At 55.7% G+C, this 25,940-nt stretch carries 22 protein-coding genes; all 22 read right to left on the bottom strand.

Going from position 1 to position 25,940, the window contains the following annotated elements; all coding sequences use genetic code 11:
• Positions 1–42: 42 nt before the first annotated feature.
• The 22 genes from recO to rbfA all read right to left on the bottom strand — a co-directional run bounded on the left by recO (position 43) and on the right by rbfA (position 25,722).
• Positions 43–696, bottom strand: coding sequence for a DNA repair protein RecO (recO, locus tag BLT02_RS07665; protein ID WP_092993257.1), 654 nt, complete (start codon positions 694–696; stop codon positions 43–45).
• A gap of 78 nt (positions 697–774) precedes the next feature.
• Complete coding sequence (era, locus tag BLT02_RS07660; RefSeq protein WP_347474918.1) at positions 775–1,761, bottom strand: GTPase Era; 987 nt, start codon at positions 1,759–1,761, stop codon at positions 775–777.
• Between the two features lie 173 nt (positions 1,762–1,934).
• A complete protein-coding gene (locus tag BLT02_RS07655) occupies positions 1,935–5,141 on the bottom strand; it encodes an insulinase family protein (protein ID WP_139187475.1) in 3,207 nt (1,068 codons plus the stop codon).
• A 244-nt stretch (positions 5,142–5,385) separates the two neighbouring features.
• On the bottom strand, positions 5,386–5,784 hold the full coding sequence (locus tag BLT02_RS18220) for a hypothetical protein (protein WP_347474920.1): 399 nt from the start codon (positions 5,782–5,784) through the stop codon (positions 5,386–5,388).
• 119 nt (positions 5,785–5,903) lie between these two features.
• Entirely contained in the window at positions 5,904–8,351 is a 2,448-nt protein-coding gene (locus BLT02_RS07645) for an ATP-dependent helicase (protein WP_092993251.1), read from the bottom strand.
• A gap of 81 nt (positions 8,352–8,432) precedes the next feature.
• Positions 8,433–9,161, bottom strand: a complete 729-nt coding sequence (locus BLT02_RS07640; RefSeq protein ID WP_092993248.1) for a DUF1836 domain-containing protein — start codon at positions 9,159–9,161, stop codon at positions 8,433–8,435.
• A gap of 285 nt (positions 9,162–9,446) precedes the next feature.
• Complete coding sequence (recN, locus tag BLT02_RS07635; protein WP_092993245.1) at positions 9,447–11,132, bottom strand: DNA repair protein RecN; 1,686 nt, start codon at positions 11,130–11,132, stop codon at positions 9,447–9,449.
• Positions 11,133–11,231: 99 nt separating this feature from the next.
• On the bottom strand, positions 11,232–11,684 hold the full coding sequence (gene argR / locus BLT02_RS07630; protein WP_092993242.1) for an arginine repressor: 453 nt from the start codon (positions 11,682–11,684) through the stop codon (positions 11,232–11,234).
• A 42-nt stretch (positions 11,685–11,726) separates the two neighbouring features.
• A complete protein-coding gene (locus tag BLT02_RS07625; protein WP_092993239.1) occupies positions 11,727–12,578 on the bottom strand; it encodes an NAD(+)/NADH kinase in 852 nt (283 codons plus the stop codon).
• 31 nt (positions 12,579–12,609) lie between these two features.
• Positions 12,610–13,428 carry a TlyA family RNA methyltransferase gene (locus BLT02_RS07620; RefSeq protein ID WP_092993236.1) on the bottom strand — a complete coding sequence of 273 codons (819 nt, stop codon included), beginning with the start codon at positions 13,426–13,428 and terminating at the stop codon, positions 12,610–12,612.
• 144 nt (positions 13,429–13,572) lie between these two features.
• Positions 13,573–14,520, bottom strand: a complete 948-nt coding sequence (locus tag BLT02_RS07615) for a polyprenyl synthetase family protein (protein ID WP_242869733.1) — start codon at positions 14,518–14,520, stop codon at positions 13,573–13,575.
• 2 nt (positions 14,521–14,522) lie between these two features.
• Positions 14,523–14,942, bottom strand: a complete 420-nt coding sequence (gene xseB, locus BLT02_RS18215) for an exodeoxyribonuclease VII small subunit (RefSeq protein ID WP_092993233.1) — start codon at positions 14,940–14,942, stop codon at positions 14,523–14,525.
• A 62-nt stretch (positions 14,943–15,004) separates the two neighbouring features.
• Positions 15,005–16,339 carry an exodeoxyribonuclease VII large subunit gene (gene xseA / locus BLT02_RS07605; RefSeq protein WP_092993228.1) on the bottom strand — a complete coding sequence of 445 codons (1,335 nt, stop codon included), beginning with the start codon at positions 16,337–16,339 and terminating at the stop codon, positions 15,005–15,007.
• A 10-nt stretch (positions 16,340–16,349) separates the two neighbouring features.
• Positions 16,350–16,835 (bottom strand): transcription antitermination factor NusB, encoded by a 486-nt coding sequence (gene nusB, locus BLT02_RS07600; RefSeq protein WP_092993225.1) that lies wholly within the window; start codon positions 16,833–16,835, stop codon positions 16,350–16,352.
• A gap of 63 nt (positions 16,836–16,898) precedes the next feature.
• Positions 16,899–17,264: an Asp23/Gls24 family envelope stress response protein gene (locus BLT02_RS07595; RefSeq protein WP_092993222.1), complete on the bottom strand. Its 366-nt coding sequence runs from the start codon at positions 17,262–17,264 to the stop codon at positions 16,899–16,901.
• 264 nt (positions 17,265–17,528) lie between these two features.
• A complete protein-coding gene (locus tag BLT02_RS07590; protein ID WP_092993336.1) occupies positions 17,529–19,121 on the bottom strand; it encodes a peptide chain release factor 3 in 1,593 nt (530 codons plus the stop codon).
• Between the two features lie 207 nt (positions 19,122–19,328).
• Positions 19,329–21,455, bottom strand: a complete 2,127-nt coding sequence (locus BLT02_RS07585) for a polyribonucleotide nucleotidyltransferase (protein WP_092993219.1) — start codon at positions 21,453–21,455, stop codon at positions 19,329–19,331.
• Positions 21,456–21,703: 248 nt separating this feature from the next.
• Positions 21,704–21,970: a 30S ribosomal protein S15 gene (gene rpsO / locus BLT02_RS07580; RefSeq protein ID WP_092993216.1), complete on the bottom strand. Its 267-nt coding sequence runs from the start codon at positions 21,968–21,970 to the stop codon at positions 21,704–21,706.
• A 173-nt stretch (positions 21,971–22,143) separates the two neighbouring features.
• On the bottom strand, positions 22,144–23,064 hold the full coding sequence (gene ribF, locus BLT02_RS07575; RefSeq protein ID WP_092993213.1) for a riboflavin biosynthesis protein RibF: 921 nt from the start codon (positions 23,062–23,064) through the stop codon (positions 22,144–22,146).
• Positions 23,065–23,213: 149 nt separating this feature from the next.
• Positions 23,214–24,284 (bottom strand): tRNA pseudouridine(55) synthase TruB, encoded by a 1,071-nt coding sequence (truB, locus tag BLT02_RS07570; protein WP_092993210.1) that lies wholly within the window; start codon positions 24,282–24,284, stop codon positions 23,214–23,216.
• Positions 24,285–24,329: 45 nt separating this feature from the next.
• Positions 24,330–25,298, bottom strand: coding sequence for a DHH family phosphoesterase (locus tag BLT02_RS17125; protein ID WP_092993207.1), 969 nt, complete (start codon positions 25,296–25,298; stop codon positions 24,330–24,332).
• Positions 25,276–25,722 carry a 30S ribosome-binding factor RbfA gene (gene rbfA / locus BLT02_RS07560; protein WP_092993204.1) on the bottom strand — a complete coding sequence of 149 codons (447 nt, stop codon included), beginning with the start codon at positions 25,720–25,722 and terminating at the stop codon, positions 25,276–25,278. The genes BLT02_RS17125 and rbfA overlap by 23 nt, the downstream gene beginning before the upstream one ends.
• Positions 25,723–25,940: the final 218 nt, after the last annotated feature.

Here is a 25,940-nt window from a genome sequence, read left to right as displayed (position 1 = left end):
AATCTGAAATTCTCAGGAGCTCAGGAGCTCCGAGGCCCTGTCTCACATCTGGAGAGCTTTCAGGATCTCCAGGCTTTCAAACCTGTGCCCGAGGCTCCGCTGCAGGGAAATCTCCGCAATGTGTTCAAGCTCCGCCAGCACTGTGTCAGAGACGGCGAAGGTGTAGAGGGTCCGGACCGGCGCCTGCATAATATGACGGACGGCCTGCAGGGTGGAAGGAGAAAATGGATCCCTTTCGTCCGGAGGACGGAATTCACCTTCAATCACCAGGGTCCGGATCTCAAAGACCGCCCGGACCAGACGGTTGGGAATCCGGTCTGCCTCCAGGGCCCGCAGAGACTGGAAAACCAGCAGGAGCAGGGCTGCCTCGTCGTTGTTCTCCCGGGTGATATAATGCATCACCTCGGCAAAATAGGAGGCGTAACAGGCCGCCTCCATATCAATTCTGATCTTTTCAAAAAAATACTGGACCTTTGCTTCGACCAGGACATTGGAGTTCCGGCCGGAGCGCAGGCGGTAGGTTCCGAAGCAGAAGGGGAGGGACGCTGCCATGACAGGACTACCCGGGCGGCGCGCCCCGCGGGCAAAGCAGGCGATCCTCCCCTGCTCTCTTGTCAGCAGGACAACGCGCCGGTCATATTCTCCGACGGGAGTGCTCTTTAATACGAGCGCTGTCACTTCCACAGTATCTGTCATTATAAAACCCCCTGCTGTACCCGGGAAAAACGATCACTTATGGCCTCAGCAGCTGTCGCCAAAAAAGAGCCGGCGGTCTTACAGCTTCCGGTCGTCATAGCCGAAGGACCTCATCTGGGTGTCGTCATCCTTCCAGTCCCTGCGGACTTTGACCCAGAGCTTGAGGTTGACCTGGCACTGGAGCATATTTTCAATGTCTTTTCGCGCGTCTGTCCCGATCCTGCGGAGCATTTCGCCGCCTTTTCCGATAACGATGCGTTTGTGTCCCTCCCGCTCGCAGATTATGGAGGCATCGATGTCGCAGATCTCCCCTTTTCCCTTGCGGGATCGCATCTTCATAGTCTCGATCGTGACGGCGATCCCGTGGGGCACCTCCTCCTGGAGAAGGCGCAGGGCTTTTTCACGGATGATCTCGCCGGCGATCTCCCGCTCAGTCTGGGTCGTCACCATATCTTCATCGTAGAAGGGCTCCCCGGCAGGCAGCAGGCTGAACAGCACCTCCATCAGGTGGTCCACACCGTCGCCGGTGCGGGCGCTGACCGGGATGATCTCATGAAAATCCCCCGCCTGTGAATAACCTGCGATGACCGGCAGAATCTCTGCCTTTTTTACCTTATCGATCTTATTGATCACAACGATCACCGGCGTTTTGACTTCCTTCAAAAGAGCGATGATCGCCTGATCCTCTTCGGAGATCTTCTGCCTGGGTTCCACCAGCCAGAGGATGACATCCACCTCTTTCAGGGTCCCTTTGGCCGCCTTGACCATGTATTCTCCCAGCTTCGTCCGGCTCTGGTGGATGCCGGGGGTGTCCAGGAAAACGATCTGTCCCTCCTCCCCGGTGTAGATCGTGCGGATCTTGGTCCGCGTCGTCTGGGGCTTATAGGAGGTGATCGCGATCTTCTGTCCGATCATGCGGTTCATGAGCGTGGACTTGCCCACGTTGGGACGCCCGATGATCGTGGCAAAGCCGGCCTTTTTCAGCACAGGCTTCGCGGCGGTCTCCTCATCCGGGATCTCCTGCGCTGGAACTGCCCGGTTCTCTTTTTCCATGTTTTCTGCCATTTGTGTCTTTCCTTATTATTTATGATGTAAAGGATTTCTATGATTTAAAGGTCAAAATAAAGGTCAAAAGCCGGAAAAGGCTCTGAGGAACGTCAAACCGTCTTTTGACCCCGATATCCTTTCTATTATTCCGTATTCAATATCAAAAAATATCAAAAACATACCGGATCCGGTCACACAAGCTTCCGGATCTCTCCGAACAGGGCACTGTTCTCGCGGAGCTTCGCATCGCTCCCGACGACGCACAGGCACTGGTCCGCCAGGACGTCGTCCAGATAGTCCGCGAGGGCGCGGATCTCTTCGACGCCGGCGTCGAGCACTTCATCCCTCTCCCTCTGCAGATCGGCATCGGTAAGTCCCATCAGATAGGCATTCAGGGAATACCTGCCGTAGACAAAGGGCGTCATGGGCTGATCCATGGCGCTGACCGCGCCGATGATGTACTTGGTCATCGTGCGCTCATCCGCTTCGAAGGAGCGGAGGAATGCAGGCGTTGCTTCGAAGGTATCGATGGTCTGCCTGAGGTGCGGATCGCGGTAGGACACCATGTAGGCCAGCCCGTCGCGCAAAAAGCTGCTCATGCAGCCGTAGGCGCCGCCCTCCACGCGCACGCGGTTCCACAGATAGTCGTAGCCGAGGAGGACGCGCAGTACGCGGAAGGCCCCGGTGACCGGCCGCACTGCGGTGTCAAAGCGCCCGGCGCGGCAGACGAACTGGACCTGGCCGGCCGTTGTAAGACCTTCGTTTTTCTTTACCGGCTCCGGAAGGAAGCTGTGCTTCTTTTCCACCGTCTCCAGGCCGGTGAATGCTGCTGCCTGCGGGGGTCTGCCGACCCTCGTCGCAAAGAGGGCGCGGGCGGCATCGGGCCTCGAAGGGCAGGCCAGAGTGCAGGCCTTGCACATCTCCGGGTCGGGGGAGTGGTCGGGGTGCACGACCCCGTTGCCGTTCATGATCGACGTCGCGAGATCCTGAACCCCGGCGAGGATCTCCTGGATGTCCTCGGGGCAGGCCGTGCAGTCAAAGGTCATGTTGTCCACGTTGAAGATGGCAACCGCCATTTCCTGCAGAAGACTGCAGAGTTCCACGGCTCCCTCCATGTTTTCGAGGTTTGCGCAGGTCCTGTCGAGCATCTCATAGGCGCCGAGCCCCGAAATGAGATCCATCAGGGCAGCGGACCTGGACAGATAGGACATGGCGCGCTGCGCGGCGGTCGCGTGGCCGGCGGATGCCATGCCGGCGCGCATGCCTGCCCGCTCCTCCTCGAGCACTTCCAGGATGCGGGTCGGCATATTGTAATTGGTCGAGAGCAGGATCTCCCGCAGGAGCCGCAGGGCGGGGCGCAGGTTCCTGTGGAGCGTGCGCACTGAGACCTCGAAGGTGAGCCGGAAGGGGAACTGCCCGTCCGCGTCCGCAGCGGATGCCGGAACCTTGTCCCTCGGCCCGTACCAGTTGTAGGAGGTCACAGTGGAACTGACCCCTCCGGTATAGATGTTGATCTCGTGCCCCAGGGACGTGTAGTCGTGGGACTCTGTGTCCAGCACGCTGAACAGCGTGCGAAAAATCCCGAGGTGCCGGATATGCTCCTCGGAGAGCCCTCCCACGTCGAAGAGGAAGGTCAGGTAGTCGATGTGGTTCGTGGAGACCGGGTGCGTGACGGCTGTGAACTTCTTCGGGGCGTTCTCCACGGCCTCAGGCCCCTCCTTTTTGGTCCCCAGCCGGATGGTCTCCGGCACGGGGATCTCCTGCACCCCGGTGCAGACCTGGACAGCCTTCCGCGTGAGGTCGGCCCGCTGCAGCATGGGGATCCTGTGCAGATCCTCCTCCGAATCCTCCTTCTTCTGCCAGGTCCGGAGGGCAGCGAGCTCCTCCACGATCCCCTGCCTCTGCGAAGGTGTAAGCCCGGCGGCAAATGCCTTCAGGCGCACGCGCATCTCCTCGTCCTTTTTTGCGGACAGCCCCTGCTCGGGTTCCAGGACGACAATCGCGCAGTGCGGGTTGTCCAGAAGGCACTCGCGGATCATTTTTTCAAAAAAGCCATTGTCCTTCTCCTTCCGGAGAAAATCGAAATAGTCTCCGATCGTGAGGCCGATAAAGGGCTTTTCATCGTCATAGAGCCAGGAATCCAGCGCGTTCAGGCCGTAGACGAGGCCCTTCGGATATGTGCCGAAGTCCGCCTCGCGGTAACGGAACTCGTAATAGTTGATCCCCGCCTCCAGCGCACGGCTGCTGATGCCGGCGGACGCGATGTCCGAGAGGGTATCCCGGATCGTGGTAACAAACTCCTCCTTCCGCTCCGGATCCGTGTACTTGGAAATGATCGAATAGCTGGGCTGGCGGATCTCGTTTTCAAAGATCGTATAGACGTCCTCGCCCAGCCCCCTGTCGCGCAGGGCCTTGCGAACGGGCGCGCCCTCGGCGTCGCACAGCGCATAGTTGAGGATCCTGAGCGCCATGTTCCGGCCTGCGTCCAGCCCGTCGGGGAGCGCCGCCACGTTCCAGGACAGGAAGGACTTGCCCTTCGGATCCTCCTCGGGAAGGATCGAATAGACGCACCTGGCCTCCACGGGCTCTGCAAACGCCGGTTCCGTCTCAATCGTGGAGTCGATGTCCAGCCGGTCAAAATGGGACAGATAATGCTCGTCGATCCATTCGAGCCGCTCCGCCATGTCCATGTCGCCGTAGAGATAGATATAGCTGTTGGACGGATGATAGTAACGCCTGTGGAAGTCCAGATAGGCCTCGTAGGTCAGATCCGGGATGCAGGCCGGGTCCCCGCCGGATTCATTCGCGTAGGTCGTGTGCGGGTAGAGCGAAGCGTTGATCTGCCGGCTGAGGATATCCTCCGCGGAGGAGAGCGCGCCTTTCATCTCATTATAAACGACGCCGTTCACAGTGATCTCACTGTCGGCATCCCCGGTCTCATAATGCCAGCCCTCCTGGCGGAAAATGTTCTGTTCCTTATAAATATTAGGATAAAAAACAGCGTCCAGGTAGACGTGCATCAGGTTCTTGAAATCCTGGTCGTTGCAGCTCGCCACGGGATAGACGGTCTTGTCCGGGTAAGTCATGGCATTGAGGAAGGTATTCAGAGACCCCTTCGCAAGTTCAATGAAGGGATCCTTGACGGGAAACTCCCTTGAACCGCACAGGACGGTGTGCTCTATGATGTGCGCGACACCGGTGGAATCCTCCGGAGGCGTGCGGAAGGCGATATAAAAGACCTTGTTGCTGTCGTCTTTGGGAAGCAGGGCGATCCGCGCCCCTGTCTTTTTGTGCCTGAGAAGCCAGCTGTCGCTGTCCACATCCGGCAGAGCCCTGTGGGCGATCACCTCATAGGCCGCCAGGCTGGCTATTTTCTGTTCCTGATCCTTTTTTATCATAAAATACTGATACTCCTTCTCAATGGTACTTCTTCTCAAAGTACTCCTTCTCAAAAGTACTCTTTCTCAATAAGAAACAGGAGCTTTCCTCAGAAGGCTCCTGCTTCTCTCTATCTCTTCCTGTTATTCCTGTCGTATTGATCCGTCCCGGTCAGGGCATCAGGGGATAAAAGATCATAGATTCCCCGCCCGGTCTTTTCATCAGGAAAATACGCCCCTGGAAGTACTGCTGGCACGTATTTCATTACGCTTCATCAGCAGGCTCTTCTTTAGCTTCCTCTTCTGCAGGCTCTGCCTCTGCTTCAGCTTCAGCTTCCTCAGCGGCTTCCTCTGCTCCTTCGTCCTCTTCTTCGAAGTCTTCCTCGTCAAAGTCGTCGAAGTCATCATCAAAATCATCATCGTCGTAGTCATCGTAGTAATCCGGCGTAAGGAAACGGTAGACGGCATAAGCAATGATGGCGACGATCACAACGCCTCCGACCAGGGCAAGTCCCCAGACCAGTTTGTTCTCTGATTCCTTATTTCTCGCCTTGACTGCATCGATCAGTTCCTGAAATTTAGCCTTGGTGATATCCATGTACATGCCCACTCCTTCCTGTTTCTCAAAAGATTCTGATGTTTCGAGCAGGAAAACGTCCGCCATCTCGCTCACAGCAAAACCAGACCTGCCAATATCAATACTTATAAATAACTATATCACCTGCGCAGTGACTTTTCCATAAAAAAATAAAAAAGATTCCCGGCGCCCCCCACCCACGCTCTTTATATCTTTTTCAGTTTCGCAAAGCCGGCGTACATGACCTTTTGTCCGTACTCTTCAAACTGCACAGTTACCTTGTAATCCCTGGGTGTCTTTTCCAGAGCGCTCACAGTCCCGCTTCCATATTTGATATGGCTGACCCGGTCTCCCACACCGTAATCCGGCTCCGCCGGAGCCGGCATGCCTTTTCTCAAAGACCCCGGAACTGCGGTTTTTCCCGCGGAAGTCCTGGCAATAAAGGGTTTCTTGTCCTCTGCCGTATGGCGGCCGCTGTAAACAGCTTTGGGCCGTTTCCGGACAGAAGCGGAAATCCCCCCGGCTCTGTCTGACGCTGATACTGCCGAAGCCGGCTTCCCTCCTGCTTCTTTCCCGCCGAAGGATGAACCCGCAGAATATGAGCCGCCTGACCGGGAACGGCCGGCGGATGGGCTGCCGAAGGGGATCTCTCCGGAATCTGCCTCCAGGTCCAGGTCAAAAGAATAGTTCCTCCTGGTCCTGCGGACAGTATCGTCGTCGACGAGGTCCTCCGGAATCTCGGCAGCAAAGCGGCTTACAGGATTGAAATGCACCTCTCCGCGGATCATCCTGCACTGCGCCCGGGTCAGCGTCAGATCCTGCATGGCCCTGGTGATCCCCACATAGGCGAGCCGCCTTTCCTCTTCGATGGCCTCTCCCGTGTAATCCTGGACAGACTGGTAGGATGGAAAAATGTTCTCCTCCATCCCTGTGAGATAAACGTGGGGAAACTCCAGGCCCTTGGCGCTGTGCAGCGTCATCAAAAGGACCCTGTTGTCTCCCTCCTGGACGTCATCGATATCCGCCACGAGAGCAACATCCTCCAGAAATCCCGTGAGGGTGGCTTCCTGGTCCTCGTCGCTCATCCGCTGTTCAAAATCGGCGAGCTTGCTCATAAGCTCCTGGACATTGTTCTCCCGGTCCTCGGCGTCCTCTTCCCCCGAAGCCCGGAGCGCTTCGATATATCCAGTGGTCTCCAGGACAAACCTGCCCAGCTCGACCAGCGAGTGGGTCAGGGCATACTGTCTGCACTCATGGATCATCTCCGCAAAGGCCCTGAGCTTGAGTCCCGCCTTTTTGATGTCCGGGATCTGGTCTCCTCTTTCCATGACCTCGAAGAGGGACTTCCCGGAGAACGCGGCGTAGTCTGCCGCCCGTGTGACGGTCGTCGCCCCGATGCCCCTTTTGGGGACATTGATGATGCGGCGCACTGCCAGGTCATCCCGGCCGTTATCGATGGTCTTGAGATAACAGAGGACGTCCTTGATCTCCCGGCGGTCATAGAAATTGGTGCCGCCCACCACATTGTAGGGGACAGACCCCAGGACCAGCCGTTCCTCGATGAGACGGGCCTGGGCATTGGTACGGTAAAGGACCGCAAAATCTTTGTAGGTCAGGGATTTGTCCCTGTCCATCTTGTCCTGAATATCCCGGACGACAAAGGATGCCTCCTCCATGGCTGTCGAAAAGCTTCTCAGCCGGACCGGGACTCCTTTCCCATGGTCTGTCCAGAGAGCCTTTTCCTTACGCCTGCGGTTGTTGGCGATCACGGCGTTGGCCGCGTCCAGGATCGTCTGGGTGGAGCGGTAGTTCCGCTCCAGGCGCACGACCATGGCATCCGGATAGACCTTTTCGAAATCCAGGATATTGCGGATGTCCGCCCCGCGGAATTTGTAGATGGACTGATCATCGTCTCCGACCACGCAAAGGTTCCTGTACCCTCCTGCCAAAAGGCGCACGATCTCGAACTGGGCAGCATTGGTATCTTGGTATTCGTCCACCATGATATAGCGGAAGCGGTGCCGGTACATATCCAGCACCTCGTCGTGGGAATGCAGAAGCTCCACGGTCTTCATGAGCAGGTCGTCAAAGTCCAGAGCGTTGTTTTTGCGCAAAAGGCGCTGGTATTCCTCGTAGGCCAGACCGATCTGTTTTTTGCGGTAGCTCTCGCCGTCATACTCCTCATGGTACTGCAGCGGCGTCATAAGCTCATTTTTGGCGGCCGAGACCGCTGACAGGATCTCCCTCTCCCTCAGATCCTTTGTGTTGATCCTCAGCTTTTTGCAGACCTCCTTCATCACTGTTTTCTGGTCGTCCGTGTCGTAGATGACAAAGGACGGCTCGTAACCCAGAAGGTCAATATGCCTGCGGAGGATACGGACACACATAGAATGGAAAGTCGAGATCCAGACTCCCTGCGCGCCGCCGCCCAGGATCTGGTCCACGCGCTCGCGCATTTCCCCGGCAGCCTTGTTGGTAAAGGTGATGGCCAGGATATTCCAGGGACTGACTTCACATTCCTCGATCAGATAGGCGATCCTGTGCGTGATGACCCGGGTCTTGCCGCTTCCCGCTCCCGCGAGGATAAGCACCGGTCCCTCCGTCTGGAAACAGGCCTTTTGTTGTTCCCTGTTCAGTGTTTCATATATAGACATATTCCTACCATTATTCTCCGCTGTCCGGCAGTTTTTCAACAGCAGTTTTTCTGCCGTCTACCCCTTCCGGACAGATGTTCGTCATTCTCCGCTGTCCAGCAGTTTTTCAATAAACAGTTTCCGCACGTAGATCTCCGAGCTGAGTCTGCAGATGAGGGAAAAGCGCTGCAGCATGGGCCGGTCTTCCTCCGGCGCGAGGACAAAATCATTCTCCGCATACTCGATCTGCTCTTCAATATCCTTTCTGATCCCGGGAAGCCCCTCAAAGATCTCCCCGATGACCCGGTCGTAGATCTTTCCCAGTCCCTGACCGGCTCCTGCCGGGTCCGCGTGCTGTTCAGCCGGCTTCCGGTTTCCCTTTTCCGCCCTCTGCTGCCTTTCCTCCCTGGATGCCGTTCTCTCCGCCCGTTCCTTTTTTTTCGTCTGGGCTTCCTTTTTGCGCTCCGCAGGATCGTCAGGCGGGGACGCGTATCGTTCCATGACCGGCGTGATCGCCGACCGGATATCGCCGATGGACAGAAAGCTCTTCAGATAATAGATCATGATCAGCAGCATCAGGTGGTCCCTGCTGTATTTCTTTTTGACCGGAGGGATCAGGACCTTGTTCTTGACATAGTTATTGATCATAGTCTTCGTCAGGAACTTGTCCCCGTCCGGATCGCGGGAGAGTCCGCTGAGGTTTCTCTGCAGAAAGGTCGTGACCTGGTCCATGTAGAGATCGATCGCCGGGATATCCTCTTTGCGTATATAGGGAAAGGCCTCAAAGATCTGATCCAGCTCCCTGCGCATCTCTTCAGACTGTCTGTTCATTACACCTGTTCCCTCCTTTCCGCATTCAGGACCTGCCCGCAGATCGTCCCTGCAGAAGTCCTCAAAAAGGTCCCCATGAAATCCTTCATGGGAGTCCTCAAAAAAGCCCCGATTAAAATACTGATTTAAAGTACTGATTTAAAAAACTGATATAAAGTACCGCTTTAAAGTACCGCTTTAAAATACCGCTTTAAAATACCACTTTAAAATACCACTTTAAAGTACCACTTAAAGTCCCTATAGAAACCGGACAGGGGAAATAACCCCTGTCCTCTTGTCCTTTTGTCAGACTGCCGGGTGTTTCTCCATTTCGGCCGTCTGCTTCATCTCTCTTGCGTTTTCAAGGGCAGCCGGGGTGATCTCCCCCGCCCCCAGAAGCCTTGCCAGCTCCCGGTCGCTCTCTTCAGGCGAAAGTCTGCGGATATGCGTCGCAGTGCTGTCCTCCTCCGCCTTTTTTTCGATCAGGAAATGGCTGTCCTGCATGGCAGCGATCTGCGGAAGATGGGTGATACAGAGGATCTGGTGTTCCCTGGCCAGTCTTCCCATTTTGCCGGATACCTTCCAGGCGGTCTGTCCGCTGATCCCTGTGTCGATCTCGTCAAAGACAAAGCTGTAGAGCTCGTCCTTTCCGGCAAAGACTGTCTTGAGGGCGAGCATGATCCTTGAGAGCTCTCCTCCGCTGGCGATCTGTTCCAGAGGACGCAGGGGTTCGCCCGGGTTCATGGAGATATGCATGGAAACATGGTCCCAGCCCTCAGGACCGGGACGGTCCCGGTCAGGCTCCACCCTGATGGCGAACTCGACACGCAGGAAATTCAGCTCCAGCAGCGCCTCCTTCATGGCTTCCGCGAAAGACAGAGCCGCCTTTTCTCTTGCTTTTGTCAGCGTGGAACAAGCTTTTTCCAGATCGGCGCGGGCTGCGGTGAGGTCTTCGGAGAGAGCGGCGCGGCGCTTCTCGTAGGCTTCCAGGAAGCTAATCCTGTCCCTGCGCTCTTCAAGGGCCTTCTGAATCTCCCCGACCGATCCGCCGTATTTATCCATGCACCTGCGTATAATGTCAAGCCTGTCTTCTATCTGCGCAAGCCTGGCGGGGTCAAAGGTGAGTCCTTCAATATAATCCCTGAGGCTCCTGTTAAAATCAGACAGGAGACCGTCGATGTCGGACAGCTGTCCTGCCAGGCTGTCGAGGCCTTCGTCGATCCCGGAGACTGAGGAGATCTCCCGACAGGCCCGTCCGATCATTGAGGCGGCGCTTTCCTCGGAGGTGAGGCCATAGGCATTTCCCGCCGCCTCCGAGATCCGCCGGAAGCTTCCCAGCTTTTTCTGCTCACGGGAGAGCTCCTCCTCCTCTCCTTCTCTGAGGGCGGCCGCTTCAATCTCATCTGCCTCATAAGTCAGAAGGTCCAGTTCTCTCAGACGGGCGGATTCATCCATATCGTCTCTGTCCCACTCGTCCGACAGCTTTTTCCACCTGTGGTAAGCATTGGAGGTTTCTTCCAGAAGAGAGGCGGTCTCGCTGCCGCCATATTCATCCACGGTCCTTCTCTGGGCTTCTCTCTGCAGAAGTCTCTGGTTTTCCCGCTGGCCGTAAATATCGATCAGCATCCCGCCGACTTCCCTGAGCTGTCTGAGCGGGACTGTCTCGCCGCAGATCGAGCAGATGCTCCTCGATGGAAGGATCCTGCGTTTGATCAGGATGATATTGTCCTCCTCCGGAAAGAGACCGAATTCCTCCAGTTTCTGGAGCTGACGCGGATGATCCGCCTGAAAGGTCAGCTCGATCAGGGCATAGTCCGCTCCTGTGCGGATGATATTTTTGTCCGCCCGCGCGCCCAGCGCCAGATTAATGGATCCGATGATGATCGATTTTCCTGCCCCCGTCTCGCCCGTCAATATGTTGAGGCCGTCCGTAAAGGTCACTTCCTCCTCCTCGATCAGGGCAAGGTTTTTAACATGAAGGCTCAGAAGCATACATTCCTCCTTAGGACCTGTAAAGAAAGTGCTTATCTGCAAATCCTGATTTTTGTTTTATTCCGTTATTTTTATTCCGTTATTTTTATCCCGGTGTTTTTAATCCTGCAGATCCTGTCTGAGCTTCTCACATGCCTGCTCTGCCGCCTCCGGCGACTGCAGGACAGCCATGATCGTATCATCTCCGGCGATACACCCCAGTATTCCGGTGATCGTCAGGTTGTCGATCGCGGCAGCCGCAGCCATTGCCATTCCGGCATCTGTTCTGATCACCAGAATGTTCTGGGCGCTGTCAACTCCCCTGACGGAATCCCTCAGGACACGGATCAGCCTGCTGTTCTCCTGATCCCCTTTCCCGGACGGAAGGACATAAATATTTCTGCCGCCTGACACCTGCTGTTTCATGAGATGAAGCCTTCGAATATCGCGTGATACAGTCGCCTGTGTTACTGCAAACCCCCGCGTACACAATTCTTTCTGCAGTTCTTCCTGTGTAGCAATGTTCTTTTGCTGTATGATCTCCAGTATTGCCTCGTGACGCTTATTTTTCATATTCTCAGCTTATATCCCCTTTCACATTTTTCTCCGGAGCGCTTACATCTTTCTCTGGAGCGTCTCCAGGAAGCTCAGCCTGCTCAGGCGGATCAGCCTGGTCGGTTCGGGCGCCGCAGAGATCACGATCCGGTCCCCTCCCTGGAGCCCCATATTGCCGGTCCCGTCAAAATCACATTCCGCAAACAGGATCCTCCCGTGTTCCGGCTGCTCCATCTCGATCACGATATGGTCATCCGCGGATAAGACGATACTCCTGTTGTTGAGCGTGTGCGGACTGATCAGGGTCATCAGGATCATCCTGGCTTTGGGCTCCACAATAGGCCCCCCCGCAGACATGCTGTAGGCCGTGGATCCGGTCGGCGTCGAGACAATGATCCCGTCCGCGCTGAAGCGGTTGAGGAACTGCCCGTCCACATAGACTCTGAATTTCAGTACCTGAAGCCCGCGGTTGCGGGTGATGACGATATCGTTGAGCGCCCGCCCGGAGGCTCCTGGATAGGGTGTTCTCCCGCTGTCCTCGACATAACCCTGCAGCATCATCCTGTTTTCTATTTCATAATCTCCGTTCAGGACACTGTACATGGCCTGCTGCCAGTTTCTGTTCTCTATCTCGGCGAGATACCCCAGATTACCGATATTGATCCCGACGATAGGGGTCCCGGTCCCGGCTGTCAGATGGGCAGCCTCCAGGACAGTCCCGTCTCCGCCGAGAACGATCACGCCGTCCAGATCTTTCCTCAAAAGATAGCGCATTTCCATGCGCTCCTCATCCGTGAAAGCAATGCGGCAGTCTCTCCCGTTTTCCAGGACGAACTTCCTGACCTGTTCTGAAAAGGTCTGGTTTTTGTCCTTGTCTCTGTTTGCAATGATAAAAAAACGCTCTATACTCACAGTGGCTTAAACCGGTCCGGAACCGTCCTCCTCATAACTCTTCATGGGACCTGCGCACCAGTTCCCGGATCGTATCCGGATCCGCCGCACAATCATCAGCCGTTCCCTGTCCGCTCTGACGGTTAAGATACATCAGATACTCAATATTTCCTTCAGGTCCCCTGATCGGAGACCAGGTCAGCCCCTTTACGGCAAAACCATTCTCCTCAGCTGTCCGAAGGCACTGCTCAATGACTTCGGCATGTACCCCGGGATCCCGGACGACACCCTTCCTGCCCACCTTCTCCCTGCCAGCTTCAAACTGCGGTTTGATCAGGCACACCATCTCAGCGCCTTCAGGCAGGATGGCGGCGGCAGGAGGCAGGATCTTAGACAAAGAAATAAAGGATACGTCCACGCTGGCGAAGTCCGGTCTAAATTCCGGATCCAGGTCCTCCGGCTTCACATACCGGAAATTGGTCTTTTCCATGCAGATGACACGGGGATCTTCACGGAGCTTCCAGTCGAGCTGCCCGTAGCCAACGTCAATGGCATAGACCTTCGCCGCGCCGTTCTGGAGCATACAGTCCGTGAAGCCTCCTGTCGATGCGCCGATATCCATACAGACCCGGCCTGTGAGCCTGATCGGAAAGCACTGCAGTGCTTTCTCCAGCTTCAGACCTCCCCGGCTGACATACCTGAGCCCCTGGCCCCGGACCTCGATGACTGCTTCTTCCGGAAACGCAGTCCCGGGCTTATCCTCTTTCTGATTATCTACAAAGACGATGCCTGCCATGATCAGGGCCTTTGCCTTTTCCCTGGAGGGAGCCAGTCCCCGTTCCGTCAGCAGGACATCCAGCCTCTTTTTCATTATCGCGGCGCCCTTTCTTTCTCAATCTCTATTTTTAAAAAAATTCTGTTTATTATTTTCTCAAAAAATTAAATCTTTAAAGTTTTCCTTAAATATGGATTCCCTGATATAGCTGATGCTCCGGCCTGATCTCCGGTTTCTTTCTCAGTTTTTTCTCGAGACGAGCTTCTGCACCAGTCCGGTAAGGAAGTCATCCCTGACCGAAAGGGCCTCCAGGTCTGCCATGGCTTCCTCAGTGAGGGCGCGCACATCCCTGCCGGCCTTTTCCAGTCCATGAAGGGTCACATAGGTCGCCTTCCCATCCTTCTCATCGCTTCCGACAGTTTTGCCCAGTTCGGCGCTGTCCCCGATGACATCGAGGATGTCATCCTGGATCTGGAAGGCGATCCCGATGCTGCGGCCGATTTTTTCGAGCCTGAGGATGTCCTCCTGCGGGGCGCCCGCCAGGATCGCGCCGATCATAAAGCCGCTCTGGATCATGCAGGCAGTCTTGTGGCTGTGGATGTACTCCAAAAGCTGAGGAGTCACCGCTGTTCCGGAATTCTCCGCCTCGAGATCAGCGCACTGCCCTCCCACCATGCCGTAAATGCCGGCGTTGCGCATCAGGACGCGGAGCGCCCGCACCACAGCCTGTGTCTGTTCAGGAGTGCCGGCCGCGTCAAATGCCGCTGCGGCAGTCTCATAGGCAAAATTGAGGAGCCCGTCCCCTGCCAGGACCGCCATTCCCTCACCGTAGACGATATGGGTGGTCTTCCTGCCCCTGCGGTAGTCGTCGTCATCCATGGCCGGGAGATCGTCATGCACCAGCGAATAGGTGTGGATCATCTCCAGGGCTGCCATAAAGGGCTCCGCCAGCTGCCGGTCTCCCCCGTAGAGATCACTGATCCTGGCGATCAGAAGGGGTCTGAGCCTCTTGCCTCCGGCCATCGTGCTGTAGCGCATGGCGGAGGCGACAGTAGCCGCCGGTTCCTCGCCGGAGGGCATGTGGTCCGGGTCGGGCAGGAATCTGCGAAGGACATCTTCACATTCCTCCACCAGACCGTCCATGATCTGCGAAAACTGTTCTTCCGAAAGCTTCTTCTCTGAATTCACTCTTATCCCTCCCTGCTGTCAGGCGGAGACTGGGAAAACCCTTCTCCCCGGAGTATCTGCACCTTCTTTTCCACCTGGTCGATCCGCTCATTGCAGTAGCGCACGAGACGGATCCCCTGCTCATAGCAGGCGAAGGAATCCTCGAGGGAAATGTCCTCCGATTCCATCCGCCGGATCAGCTGCTCGAGCCTGGCAAATGCCTCTTCCACAGGCAGATCCTCCTCAGCCGCCCCGGATATTTCCTGAGCACCGGGTTCAGGAGCCTCCCGGGAAGCCGGTCCCTGGGTAAAAGGGCCTTCCAAAAAAGGGCCGCCCGCAGCAGGGGCATCTGTAAATGGACCGCCTGTAAAGGTGCTGTCTGTAAAGGGGTCCTGTTCATTAAAGGGCTCTGCCGCGGTGTAATTTAGATCCTTCTGACTCATCTGTAAACTCTTTCTGTCCGGTCCGGACTTGAAGAACGGTCAATTATGGAGAATAGTTGATCTTAAAGAATGGTTAACGGATGAACAGCGTCGACACTGCCGTCGACACTGCCGTCGCGAAAGCGGACGCAGAACCTGTCTCCGGGTCTGAGCTGGCCGGCGCTGCGGACTGCCTTTCCTCCCGGTTCCGACACAAAGCCGTAGCCGCCGGAGAGTCTCGCCAGCGGAGAGAGATGGGCCAGGGATCCTGCCAGCAGCTCCAGAGAATGCCTTTTGTCCGACAGGCGGATCTCCATCAGGCGGTCCAGATCTGTCCGGTCCGGTACCTGCCTTTTCGCCGCCTGCAGAGCTCCGTTGATCAGGAGGTCGAGCCGGTCCTTCTGCATCGCCTCCCTGCGGAGGCTGTCGATCCGGTCCTGCATCAGGCGGTCGATCTGTTCAAAAGCCCGGTCCGTCCTCATCCGCTGATCCCGGATCCTCGCGTCCGGAGAGAGGTGGCGCAGGGACCGCTCTGCCTGCCGCAGGCTGTTCCTGCGAGCGAGTACTGTCTGGGCAAAGGCATCGTCCAGACTTTTCCGGTAAGCATCGAGATCATCCTGAAAGCGCCGGTAGTCAAAGACAGCGAGCTCCGCTGCGGCTGACGGCGTAGGCGCGCGGAGGTCGGCGACAAAATCTGTGATCACCGTATCCGTCTCATGGCCGACGGCGGAGATGATGGGTGTCATACATTCAAAGACAGCTTCAGCCACCCGCTCCTCATTGAAGGCCCACAGGTCCTCCAGGGATCCTCCCCCGCGCCCGATGATGATCACATCGACCCCGAGCCTGTCCAGCGTCCGGATGCCCCGGACAATACTGTCCGGCGCCGCGTCTCCCTGTACAATGGCTGGATAGAGGATGATCCTGATATAAGGGTTGCGTCTTTTGGAAATCTGGATGATATCCCGCACAGCTGCCCCTGTGGAAGCTGTCACTACTCCCAGAGTACGGATATAGCGGGGAACGGGCTGTTTATAGGACTCATCGAACATCCCCTGCTCCAGCAGTTTCTTTTTGAGAAGCTCGAATCTCTCCGCCAGCTCTCCGACCCCGTCACGGACGATCCTGACCACGTAGAGCTGATAACTCCCCGCGCGCTCATAAACATCGACCGTCCCCTCGGCGATCACCTGGTCCCCGTTCTGCATGGGAAAAGAAAGCCCCCTTCGACGGCCTGCGAACATGACGCAGGACAACGTCCCGGAGGCGTCCTTCAGCGTAAAATATATATGACCCGAAGCATGGTATTTACAGTTGCTCACTTCCCCGCGGACCAGCACATTCCTGAGCAGGTAATCCTCTGAAAACATGCGGCGGATGTAGGCATTGATCCTGGAGACCGAATACACATTGCGCATTTTGTCTGCCTCAGGATTTTTCGGGTTTTTCAGTTTCAGATTTTTCAGTTTCAGGTTTTTCAGTATCAGCTTTAGCAGTGCCGGGTTTATTATTCGAGGGAACAAAGGCAGCCAGCACTCCGTTGACAAACTGGCCGGCGCCGTCCTGGCCGAACTTTCTGGCCAGCTCGATGGCGTCATTGATCACGACGGCAGTCGGAGTCCCGGTGTCTGTCTGAAGTTCATAAACTGTCATGCGGAGCACAGTGCGCTCCACCTTGCCGATCCTCTCCGGTCTCCAGTTTTTGAGCCTGCCGGCGATCTGCTGGTCGATCTCAGGGAGCCTGTCCAGGATGGCGCGCAGTCTCTCTTCGATCCTGGCGCGGTCCTCAGGCACGACAGTCAGATCCCCGCTCTCAAAATAGATCGGGACCTGCTCCAGCAGTTCTTCCTTTGTATTAAAATCCGCTCTGAAAAGGAGCTTGAATACCTGTTCCTTAAATGCTCTCTGCTTCATATCTGTGCCTGTGGCCTCCCGATGTCTTTCCCGGACCTGTGATCACGGCCGGATGCTCCGGTCTTATTCCGGGATGGAGATCCCGGAGATATGGATATCCACGTCGATCACGGCAAGTCCCGTCATCTCCTCGATCGCGTTTTTGACCCTTTTCTGTACCCGGCTGCTTGTCGCGGGAATGTTGTATCCGTATTCCATTATGATGGAGAGATCAGCCCTGACCCCTTCTCTCGTCACATCGACCTTGACGCTCTTGGCGATCTTTTTCATACCGCCTTTGCTGATCATTTCGCGTGTGACTTCACCGGGCATACAGGCGACTCCCTCTACATCGAGGGCAGCAAACGCCGCGATCATCGCCACGACATCGTCCGCGATCTTGACTGTTCCGATATCTGCCACTGTGTTAACAATCTTATCCTGTGCCATATAAAATCCTCCACGCCGGCAAAACCAGTTCCGTGTACCTGGTGCCGCATTCCTCAAACACAAATACAGCCTGCCAGTCTGACCAGCATCCGCAGATTTTTGTGATCCACGGCAGATGCTGTCGAACAAATTATATTGTAACAGAATTCCCTCAATTTGCATAGGATAAAAGAGGCTGTGAAATAAAGTTCAACTATTCTTCCCACGCTCCCTCAAGGGCGGAATCATTGTGCCGCAATACAGGGACTTCCGCGCGGACATTTCTCAGTTGCGGGAGAAATTCTCCAGCTGCAGCCCTTCGTTGCGGTCCAGGACCATTCCGACAGACCAGGGGTTGATGAACAGCAGCAGAGGGTTGCCCTTCAGGTCTCTGATCCTCTTCATATCTGTCGTGCCCGTGATCTTCATGACATCAATATCCTTGTTCACGATCCAGCGGATGTGCTCATAGGGAAGTGTATCCAGTAGTATTTCAACATTGTACTCGCTCTTTAAGCGGAATTTGAGGACGTCGAACTGCAGCATGCCGACGACACCGCAGATGATCTCCTCCATACCTGTGTTGTACTCCTGGAAGATCTGGATCGCGCCCTCCTGGGCGATCTGGGTGATGCCCTTGACAAACTGGTCGCGCTTCATGGTGTCGACCTGGCGGACGCGGGCAAAGTGCTCCGGCGCAAAGGTGGGAATCCCCTCGTAACGGAAACTGCGTTTGGGCATGCAGAAGGTATCTCCGATGGAATACAGGCCCGGATCAAAGACGCCGATGATATCCCCGGCATAGGCCTCATCGAGGATCTTGCGATCGCTGGCCATGAGCTGCTGGGGCTGTGAAAGGCGCTGCACCCTGCCGGACTGCACGTGTCTGACCTCCATGCCGATCTCGTACCGGCCGGAACAGATCCTCATAAAGGCAATCCTGTCCCTGTGGGCCTTGTTCATATTGGCCTGGATCTTGAACACAAAGGCGGAGAAGCCCTCTTCCACGGGATCGATCATCCCCTGGTCAGAGCTTCTGGCTGAAGGAGGCAGAGCCATGGTAAGGAAGTTCTGCAGGAAGATCTCAACGCCGAAATTATTGAGGGCGGATCCGAAAAAGACAGGTGTCAGCATTCCCGCCCGGACTGCCTCCAGATCAAAGGCCGCACTTGCCCCGTCCAGGAGCTCCACTTCTCCCGAGAGAGTCTCGAAAGCGTCTTCTCCTATAGCGTTCAGGATCCTGTCCTCATCCGACAGGGGGATGCGCTCCTGCTTACCTTCCTTCGTCCCCTTCTCCGTATCGGAGTAGAGAATGACCTCGCCGGTCTCCCGCTCATAAACACCGCGGAAGGCTTTTCCGGACCCGATCGGCCAGTTCATCGGACAGGTGTCGATCCCGAGATTTTTTTCAATATCATCGAGCAGGTCAAAGGTATCCAGGGCATCCCTGTCCATCTTGTTGATGAAGGTAAAGATCGGGATGTGGCGCATGGTACAGACCTGGAACAGCTTCCTGGTCTGGGCCTCTACGCCCTTGGACGCATCGATGACCATGACAGCGGAGTCCGCAGCCATCAGTGTGCGGTAGGTATCCTCGGAAAAGTCCTGGTGGCCGGGTGTATCCAGCAGATTGACACAGCATCCGCCGTACTCAAACTGCAGGACGCTGCTCGTGACCGAGATTCCCCTCTGTTTTTCAATCTCCATCCAGTCGGAGACTGCATGGCGGGCGGTCGCCTTGCCCTTTACGCTTCCCGCGAGATTGATGGCCCCTCCATAGAGAAGGAATTTCTCCGTCAGGGTCGTCTTGCCGGCATCAGGGTGCGAAATGATGGCAAAGGTGCGCCGCCGCGCTACTTCCTCTTTTATTGAAGCCATATTACAAATCCTTTTTTCGTTTTTCTGTCCAGGCAGGGAACACAGAACCTCCCTGTTCCATGCCACACGAAAAGGCAGTTCCACGGAGCTGCCTTTTCATTGACATAGAACGTTGGATGCGGGCAGGAAGTCTTCCGCAGAAGATCCCGTTCCGCATCCGCGTTTCTGTATGTGATCGTATTGTTTGGTTTGTTATCGTATTGTAACTCAGGACCTCCTGCCGCGCCTGCCGCCGTTTCCTCCGGCAGGTTTCTGAGCGTCCTTGATGGAGAAGGAGAGCCTGCCCATGCGGTCCTTGCCGAGGCAGACGACGCGCACCTTGTCACCAAGGGTGAGGACGTCTTCCACATGCTCAATGCGGTGAGGAGCGATCTTGGAGATATGCACCATACCCTCTTTGCCGGGTGCAAACTCGATGAAGGCGCCGAATTCCTTGATGCTGACGACAACGCCTTCCAGGATCTGGCCTTCTTCAAATTCAGATGTGATGATCTCGATCATGCGCTTGGCTTCGTCCATGCCCTTCTGCTCACTGCCGCAGATGGAGACGCTGCCGTCGTCATTGATGTCGATCTGGACACCGGTGCGCTTGATGATCTCGTTGATGGTCTTGCCGCGCTGGCCGACAACATCGCCGATCTTCTCGGGATCGATCTGCATGAAGTCGATCTTCGGTGCGTATTCGTTGACAGTAGGACGAGGTGCCTCGATGGCATCGTGCATGACGCCGTCCATGATGAAGTTTCTTGCCTCACGGCAGCGGGCGATCGCGCCGGTCACGATATCCTTTGTCAGGCCGTGGATCTTGATATCCATCTGGATCGCGGTGATGCCGTCCTTTGTGCCGGTCACCTTGAAATCCATGTCGCCAAAGAAGTCCTCGAGGCCCTGGATGTCGGTGAGGAGAACAAAATCATCGTCGGTCTCGCCTGTGACCAGACCGCAGCTGATGCCGGCGACGGGCTTTTTGATCGGGACACCTGCTGCCATCAGGGCCATGCAGGACGCGCAGGTCGAAGCCATGGAAGTGGATCCGTTGGATTCGAAGGTCTCGGAGACCGCGCGGATCGCATAGGGGAACTCGTCGATGGAGGGCAGCACAGGCATGAGCGCGCGCTCAGCCAGGGCACCGTGACCGATCTCGCGGCGGCCGGGTCCTCTGGAGACCCTGGTCTCGCCTACAGAGTAGGACGGGAAATTGTAGTGGTGGACATAGCGCTTCTCTGTGATGTTGGGGTCAAGGCCCTCGACGCGCTGCGCGTCAGAAAGGGGAGCGAGAGTGACCACATCGCAGATCTGGGTCTGGCCGCGGGTGAACATGGCGGAGCCGTGGACGCGCGGGATGATGTCGACCTCGGCGGCGAGGGGACGGATCTGGTCCAGTGCGCGGCCGTCAGGGCGCTTGTTGTCCTTGAGGATCATCTTGCGGACAGTCTTCTTCTCATACTGGTAGACTGCCTCGTCGAGGATGGCAAGCCACTCCTCGTTATCGGCAAATGCCTCGCGGAGCTTCTCCTTGAAAACGGAGACATTGCCCTCGCGGACCTGCTTGTCGTCTGTGAAGACCGCTTCCTCCATGTGGGCGGGAGGCACGATCTCCTTGATGGCAGCAAAGAGTTCCTCAGGGATCGCGCAGCTCTCATAAGCACGCTTCTCTTTACCGCACTCGGCGACGATGCCCTTGATCCACTCGATGATCTTTTTGTTCTGCTCATCAGCGATATAGATGCAGCGGATCATCTCCTCGTCGGGGATCTCGTTGGCGCCAGCCTCGATCATCATGACCTTGTCCTCTCTGGAGGCAACAGTCAGACGCAGGTCACCCTTGTCCCACTGCTCCTGGGAGGGGTTGATGACGGGTTCGCCGCCCACCATACCGATCTGGGTCATGGCAACAGGGCCGTCAAAAGGAATGTCGGAGATCGCGGTGGCGATCGCTGCGCCCAGCATGCCGACCAGCTCGGGCCTGCAGGCGGGATCCACGCTCATGACCAGGCACTCGAGAGTGACGTCATTGCGCATATCCTTGGGGAACAGCGGACGCATGGGACGGTCGATGACACGGCTGGTCAGGACAGCGTTCTCGCTGGGCCTTCCCTCGCGCTTATTGAAACCGCCGGGCATCTTGCCGACAGAATAATATTTCTCAGTATACTCCACGCTCAGCGGGAAAAAGTCGATCCCGTCGCGGGGCTTCTCGGAAGCCGTTGCAAAGCAGGCCACAGTCGTGTCGCCGTAATGCATGAACGCGCAGCCGCCGGCCTGTTTGCCGATCCTGCCGATATCGACGCTCAGCGTGCGTCCGCCGACTTCCAGTGAATAAGTTTTGTACATGTTTCTTCTCCTTACGCTTCTTGTCGCTTCTTCGCTTCTTCTCTTCTTCTTTTGGTTTTTGAAAACCTAAGGAAACCTGTGAAAAGCGGCAGGAACCGGACTGCCGGCTCCTGCCGCCCTATGGAACTGTTCGCAAATGATCATGCAACTGTTCCGATCGTTACAGGCATATCATGCGTCATCCTCTTCCTGCTTACATAACGGGAACCGATCTCCCTATAAGCAGCAGGATGCAGGCATGCATCGAATCACTTTCTGATGCCGAGCCTCTTGATCAGTGCACGATACTCCTCGATGTTGTTCTTCTTGACATAATCGAGAAGGCCTCTGCGCTTACCGACCATCTTCTGAAGGCCGCGGCCCGAATGATGATCCTTCGGATGCTTCTTGATGTGCTCGGTGAGCTCACGGATGCGCTCTGTCAGAACAGCGATCTGGACTTCGGGTGAGCCGGTATCGCCTTCCTTACGGGCATATTCCTGCATGATCGCGGTTTTCTTTTCTTTAGAAATCATTTGTTATTCCTCCTGTTTTGTTCATTCACCGGATGCCGCGCGGAGGACGGAGTACCCATCCGCAAAGCATCGGTATATAGTTTCCTGTCCGTGTATATTGACGCACGAACCAATATATAATAGCACAGCAGACAGAAAGTGTAAAGAAAAATCTGAAAAAATCTGCCGGCACCTCAGATTCCGTGGTAGACCCTGCCCGCCTGGATATCCTGCTCCATGGTCTTCTTGAGTTCCTCCAGAGACCCGAACTTCATCTCCGGACGTCTGTGGGTCAAAAGCTGGACAGTGGCGGTCTCTCCGTAAATATCGTCCCTGAAATCGTACAGGTAGGTCTCCACCGTGACACGTTTTTCCTCCGAGACTGTAGGCTTGATGCCGATATTGGTCATTCCGCAGTACTTTTTCTCCCCGATCAGGACATCGGAATAATAGACCCCGAAGGGCGGCAGGAGCTTATCTTCCGGCGGTACCTGGTTGAGGGTCGGGATCCCGATCCTCCGTCCGAGGGCCTTGCCGTGCACGATCCTCCCGCGCACCATATAAGGTTCGCCGAGATACCTGGCCGCCGTAGTGACTTCTCCGGTGCTGATAAGACGGCGGATCAGGGTGGAACTGATGATGTTCTCATCCATGATGACCTTTTCGATCTTCTTCGCGGTAAAACCATACTCCGGAGCAAGCTCCTCGAGAAGGCTGAAATTGCCGCTTCCGTGGTCTCCGAAAGAGAGATCGGGACCCGCCGCTATGAACCTGGCGCGCAGATGGCTGCACAGAAACCTGGTCACAAACTCCCTCGAGGGCGTGGCGGCAGAGACGGCATTGAAGGGAAATTCCACAAGAATGTCGATCCCCATCTTCTCAAAAATCTGCTCCTTCTCCTCAAGGGTCGTAAGCATCTGTTTCGAACCATATCCAAAAAAGACCTCGGGATAAGGATCGAAAGTGAACACTGTAGCCAGAAGTCCTTTTTCTTTCTGATCAATGAGCTCTTCCAGAAGCCTGCGGTGGCCCAGATGGACCCCGTCAAATTTTCCGATCGAAACCGCTGTCTCTCCCGGACTTACAAAATCTGTCGTATCTCTGATTATCTGCATAGAAAACCTGTCCGAACCTGTCTGTCCTGTTTATGAAATGTCCTGTTCAATGAATTGCACTGTTCAGGAAATTGTATTGTTCAGGGAATTGTATTGTTCAGGGAATCATATAAGGAATTATGCTTCCCTTTATCATTATCCTTATTATCTTATCCTTCCGGCAGAAACATTTTGTATGCGGTAAAGCGGTTCTGCCTTTGTTTTTTGACATAAAGACCGTAAAATACGCCTCTGTCGTCATAGACGCGGATCACTTTGTCCGCCGGATTCAGCCCCGGAAGGGGTGCCCGCGGAGGGATCTCTCCCGAAGCAGACCTCTCTGCTGTAGAAAAACCATTCTCCGTCTGCCCGGCTCCGGTCCTGTCCTGACTCTCCCGACTGGCCCCGGTCTGAACCAGAGGGTCAGAAGAGGACCCCGGAAAACTCAGGTCTTCCGTCGTGAGGGGATTGCCGTTTTTCAGGAGCCTCAGGGCATCTGCCGCGCAAATACCGGCGGGGAGGTCCTCAAAAAAGCTGTCCACAGGGCGGATCAGGAGGGGGAGCTCTTCCGGCGAGGTCTTCGCGATCCGCTCGACTTCATCAAGCGTCCTGGCCTCTCCCAGGAAAAACTGTCCGACCCGGGTGCGGAGAAGAGACTGCATGGCAGCTCCTGTTCCCAGGGCCTCCCCGATATCTTCACAGAGGGTGCGGATATAGGTCCCTTTGGAACAGCAGATCCGCATGGTGACCAGCGGAGGCTCTATCTTTTCCACCCGGATCGAGTAGATGGTGATCCGCCTGGGCTTCCTCTCCACCGTGATCCCCTTGCGAGCCATGTCATACAGACGTTTTCCGTTGATCTTGACCGCCGAATACATCGGCGGGACCTGATCGATCTCTCCGACAAAAGAAGCGGCGGCGGACCGGATCCGTTCCTCCGTACTCAGCCGGGAAAGCATCTCATCGTCTTCCATCCTGAAAAGGACATTCCCGCTCATGTCCTGGGTATCAGTCTTTATACCCAGTCTCATCACGGCGACATATTCCTTTTCCCGGTCGGCGATCAGCTCACAGATACGGGTAGCATTGCCCAGGCACATGGGAAGGACGCCCTGAGCGTCCGGATCCAGGGTCCCGGTGTGACCGATCTTTCTCATCCGCAGGATCCCGCGGAGACGGGCGACCGCATCGCTCGAGGTATATCCGGCCTCTTTATAGATCGTCAGCATTCCATGATGCATATTCAACCTTTCTTAAATGTAATGGTTAAAAATGTAATGTATAAATCAGGCCTCCATGGCTTTGAGCTGTTCACCGGCCATTTCGACCATTTTCATCAGGCAGAAAGTGATATCCCGGTCAGTTCCGATCGTACAGCCGCTGGCGCGGATATGACCGCCTCCGCCGTAAACCTCCGCGATCGCCGCTACGTTGACATACTGGTTGGAGCGCAGGCTCACACGCCACTCTCCGGAAGGTCTCTCATGGGCAAAAATTGAGCAGTCCGCCCCGGTCGTGGACACCAGGGCGCTGACGATCCCTTCGACATCTTTCCCGACGCCTCCCAGGGACCTGATGCACTCCTGGTTCAGCCGGCTGACGATACATCGTCCCCCGAGCATACTTTTGCTTTTCATCAGGGCTTTCCCGAGAACCTTCTGCTGGATCCATGTCTTTTCAAAATAGACCTCGCGGACGATCCTGGGGAAGTCAAAGCCGAAACTGATGAGTTTTCCAGCTGTTTCCATGGTCTTTTGCGATGTATTCGAAAAGCGGAAGCAGCCTGTGTCTGTCACCATGCCGGTATAGAGAGCCTGGGCGATCTCCCTGTCCAGTAAGTCCTGATCGATGACCTCATAGACCAGTTCACAGGCACTGCTGGATCCTCCATTAATATAATTGACCATGGCGGAACCGGGATTGCTGATATGGTGGTCTATATTGATCGTTTTTGCGGCTCTGAGAAACATATCCCCGGCTCCCGCGATGCGGTCGCAGGCGGAGTCAAGCACGATAAAGGCATCGTAGCTGTCCACATCGCTGGTAAAATCCGTCTTTACCTTCTCCGCCCCGGGGATATTTCTGTACAGCTCCGGTCTGAGTTCCTCCAGAAAAACGTCTGTCCTGGCCTCCGGCATGGCTTTTTTCAGAAAAAGGGCCATGGCGAGGCAGGCCCCGGCGCAGTCTCCGTCCGGATTCTCATGCCCGCTGATCCCGATCGTACGGCATCCTTTAAGCTCGTCCAGTATCCGCATCCGGTCCTCCGTTCTCTTCAGAACTCTGAGAGGAAGGGATTTCCTCCCCTCTGGCCTCTTCCGCCTGGCGGTCCGCGGCGCGGACCTCGTCGATCCGGCGGGACATCTCCACACCGTAGGCGATGGAATCATCCAGGAGGAACTGCAGCTGAGGAGTGTTGCGCAGGTTGACCCTGTGCGCCAGCTCGCCGCGGATAAAACCGGAGGCGCTCTTTAACCCTTCCATTGTATCCTTCTTTTTTTCCTCATCCCCGTATACACTGATCCAGACCTTGCAGGTCTTGAGATCAGGGGCCACCTCGACAGCGAGAACGCTCGTCATGGAACTGACCCTGGGGTCCTTGATCCCGCCGCTGATGATCTGAGCCAGGACACGGCGGACTTCGTCATTTATTTTTCTGTTCTTTACGCTGTTTTTTCTCATAAATGCGATTATGACCTCTAATCTGTAAATCTATCCATCACTTGCCCGCAAAAAATCATTTGTCCGCAAAAAATCATTTATCCGGGGCTGATCAGCTTTACAGCTTTATCAACATGATTATTTATCAACATGCTTATTTATCAACATGCTTATTTATCAACATGCTTAATCCCGGCCGGGAACCGATTTCCCGGCCGGGATACTGAATGCTTTGATCC

It is taken from the genome of Sarcina sp. DSM 11001, from assembly GCF_900101015.1.
Classification (GTDB): domain Bacteria; phylum Bacillota; class Clostridia; order Lachnospirales; family Lachnospiraceae; genus CAG-791.
Note: the sequence above shows the minus strand (reverse complement) of the source record. Positions and strands in the feature narration are given on the sequence as shown.

Excerpts from the sequence above, each read along its gene's own strand:
- recO (WP_092993257.1), bottom strand. The coding sequence starts at position 696 with ATGACAGATACTGTGGAAGTGACAGCGCTCGTATTAAAGAGCACTCCC.
- era (WP_347474918.1), bottom strand. The coding sequence starts at position 1,761 with ATGGCAGAAAACATGGAAAAAGAGAACCGGGCAGTTCCAGCGCAGGAG.
- BLT02_RS07655 (WP_139187475.1), bottom strand. The coding sequence starts at position 5,141 with ATGATAAAAAAGGATCAGGAACAGAAAATAGCCAGCCTGGCGGCCTAT.
- BLT02_RS18220 (WP_347474920.1), bottom strand. The coding sequence starts at position 5,784 with ATGGCGGACGTTTTCCTGCTCGAAACATCAGAATCTTTTGAGAAACAG.
- BLT02_RS07645 (WP_092993251.1), bottom strand. The coding sequence starts at position 8,351 with ATGTCTATATATGAAACACTGAACAGGGAACAACAAAAGGCCTGTTTC.
- BLT02_RS07640 (WP_092993248.1), bottom strand. The coding sequence starts at position 9,161 with ATGAACAGACAGTCTGAAGAGATGCGCAGGGAGCTGGATCAGATCTTT.
- recN (WP_092993245.1), bottom strand. The coding sequence starts at position 11,132 with ATGCTTCTGAGCCTTCATGTTAAAAACCTTGCCCTGATCGAGGAGGAG.
- argR (WP_092993242.1), bottom strand. The coding sequence starts at position 11,684 with ATGAAAAATAAGCGTCACGAGGCAATACTGGAGATCATACAGCAAAAG.
- BLT02_RS07620 (WP_092993236.1), bottom strand. The coding sequence starts at position 13,428 with ATGAAAAAGAGGCTGGATGTCCTGCTGACGGAACGGGGACTGGCTCCC.
- xseB (WP_092993233.1), bottom strand. The coding sequence starts at position 14,942 with ATGAGTCAGAAGGATCTAAATTACACCGCGGCAGAGCCCTTTAATGAA.
- xseA (WP_092993228.1), bottom strand. The coding sequence starts at position 16,339 with ATGCGCAATGTGTATTCGGTCTCCAGGATCAATGCCTACATCCGCCGC.
- nusB (WP_092993225.1), bottom strand. The coding sequence starts at position 16,835 with ATGAAGCAGAGAGCATTTAAGGAACAGGTATTCAAGCTCCTTTTCAGA.
- BLT02_RS07595 (WP_092993222.1), bottom strand. The coding sequence starts at position 17,264 with ATGGCACAGGATAAGATTGTTAACACAGTGGCAGATATCGGAACAGTC.
- BLT02_RS07590 (WP_092993336.1), bottom strand. The coding sequence starts at position 19,121 with ATGGCTTCAATAAAAGAGGAAGTAGCGCGGCGGCGCACCTTTGCCATC.
- BLT02_RS07585 (WP_092993219.1), bottom strand. The coding sequence starts at position 21,455 with ATGTACAAAACTTATTCACTGGAAGTCGGCGGACGCACGCTGAGCGTC.
- rpsO (WP_092993216.1), bottom strand. The coding sequence starts at position 21,970 with ATGATTTCTAAAGAAAAGAAAACCGCGATCATGCAGGAATATGCCCGT.
- ribF (WP_092993213.1), bottom strand. The coding sequence starts at position 23,064 with ATGCAGATAATCAGAGATACGACAGATTTTGTAAGTCCGGGAGAGACA.
- truB (WP_092993210.1), bottom strand. The coding sequence starts at position 24,284 with ATGCATCATGGAATGCTGACGATCTATAAAGAGGCCGGATATACCTCG.
- BLT02_RS17125 (WP_092993207.1), bottom strand. The coding sequence starts at position 25,298 with ATGCGGATACTGGACGAGCTTAAAGGATGCCGTACGATCGGGATCAGC.
- rbfA (WP_092993204.1), bottom strand. The coding sequence starts at position 25,722 with ATGAGAAAAAACAGCGTAAAGAACAGAAAAATAAATGACGAAGTCCGC.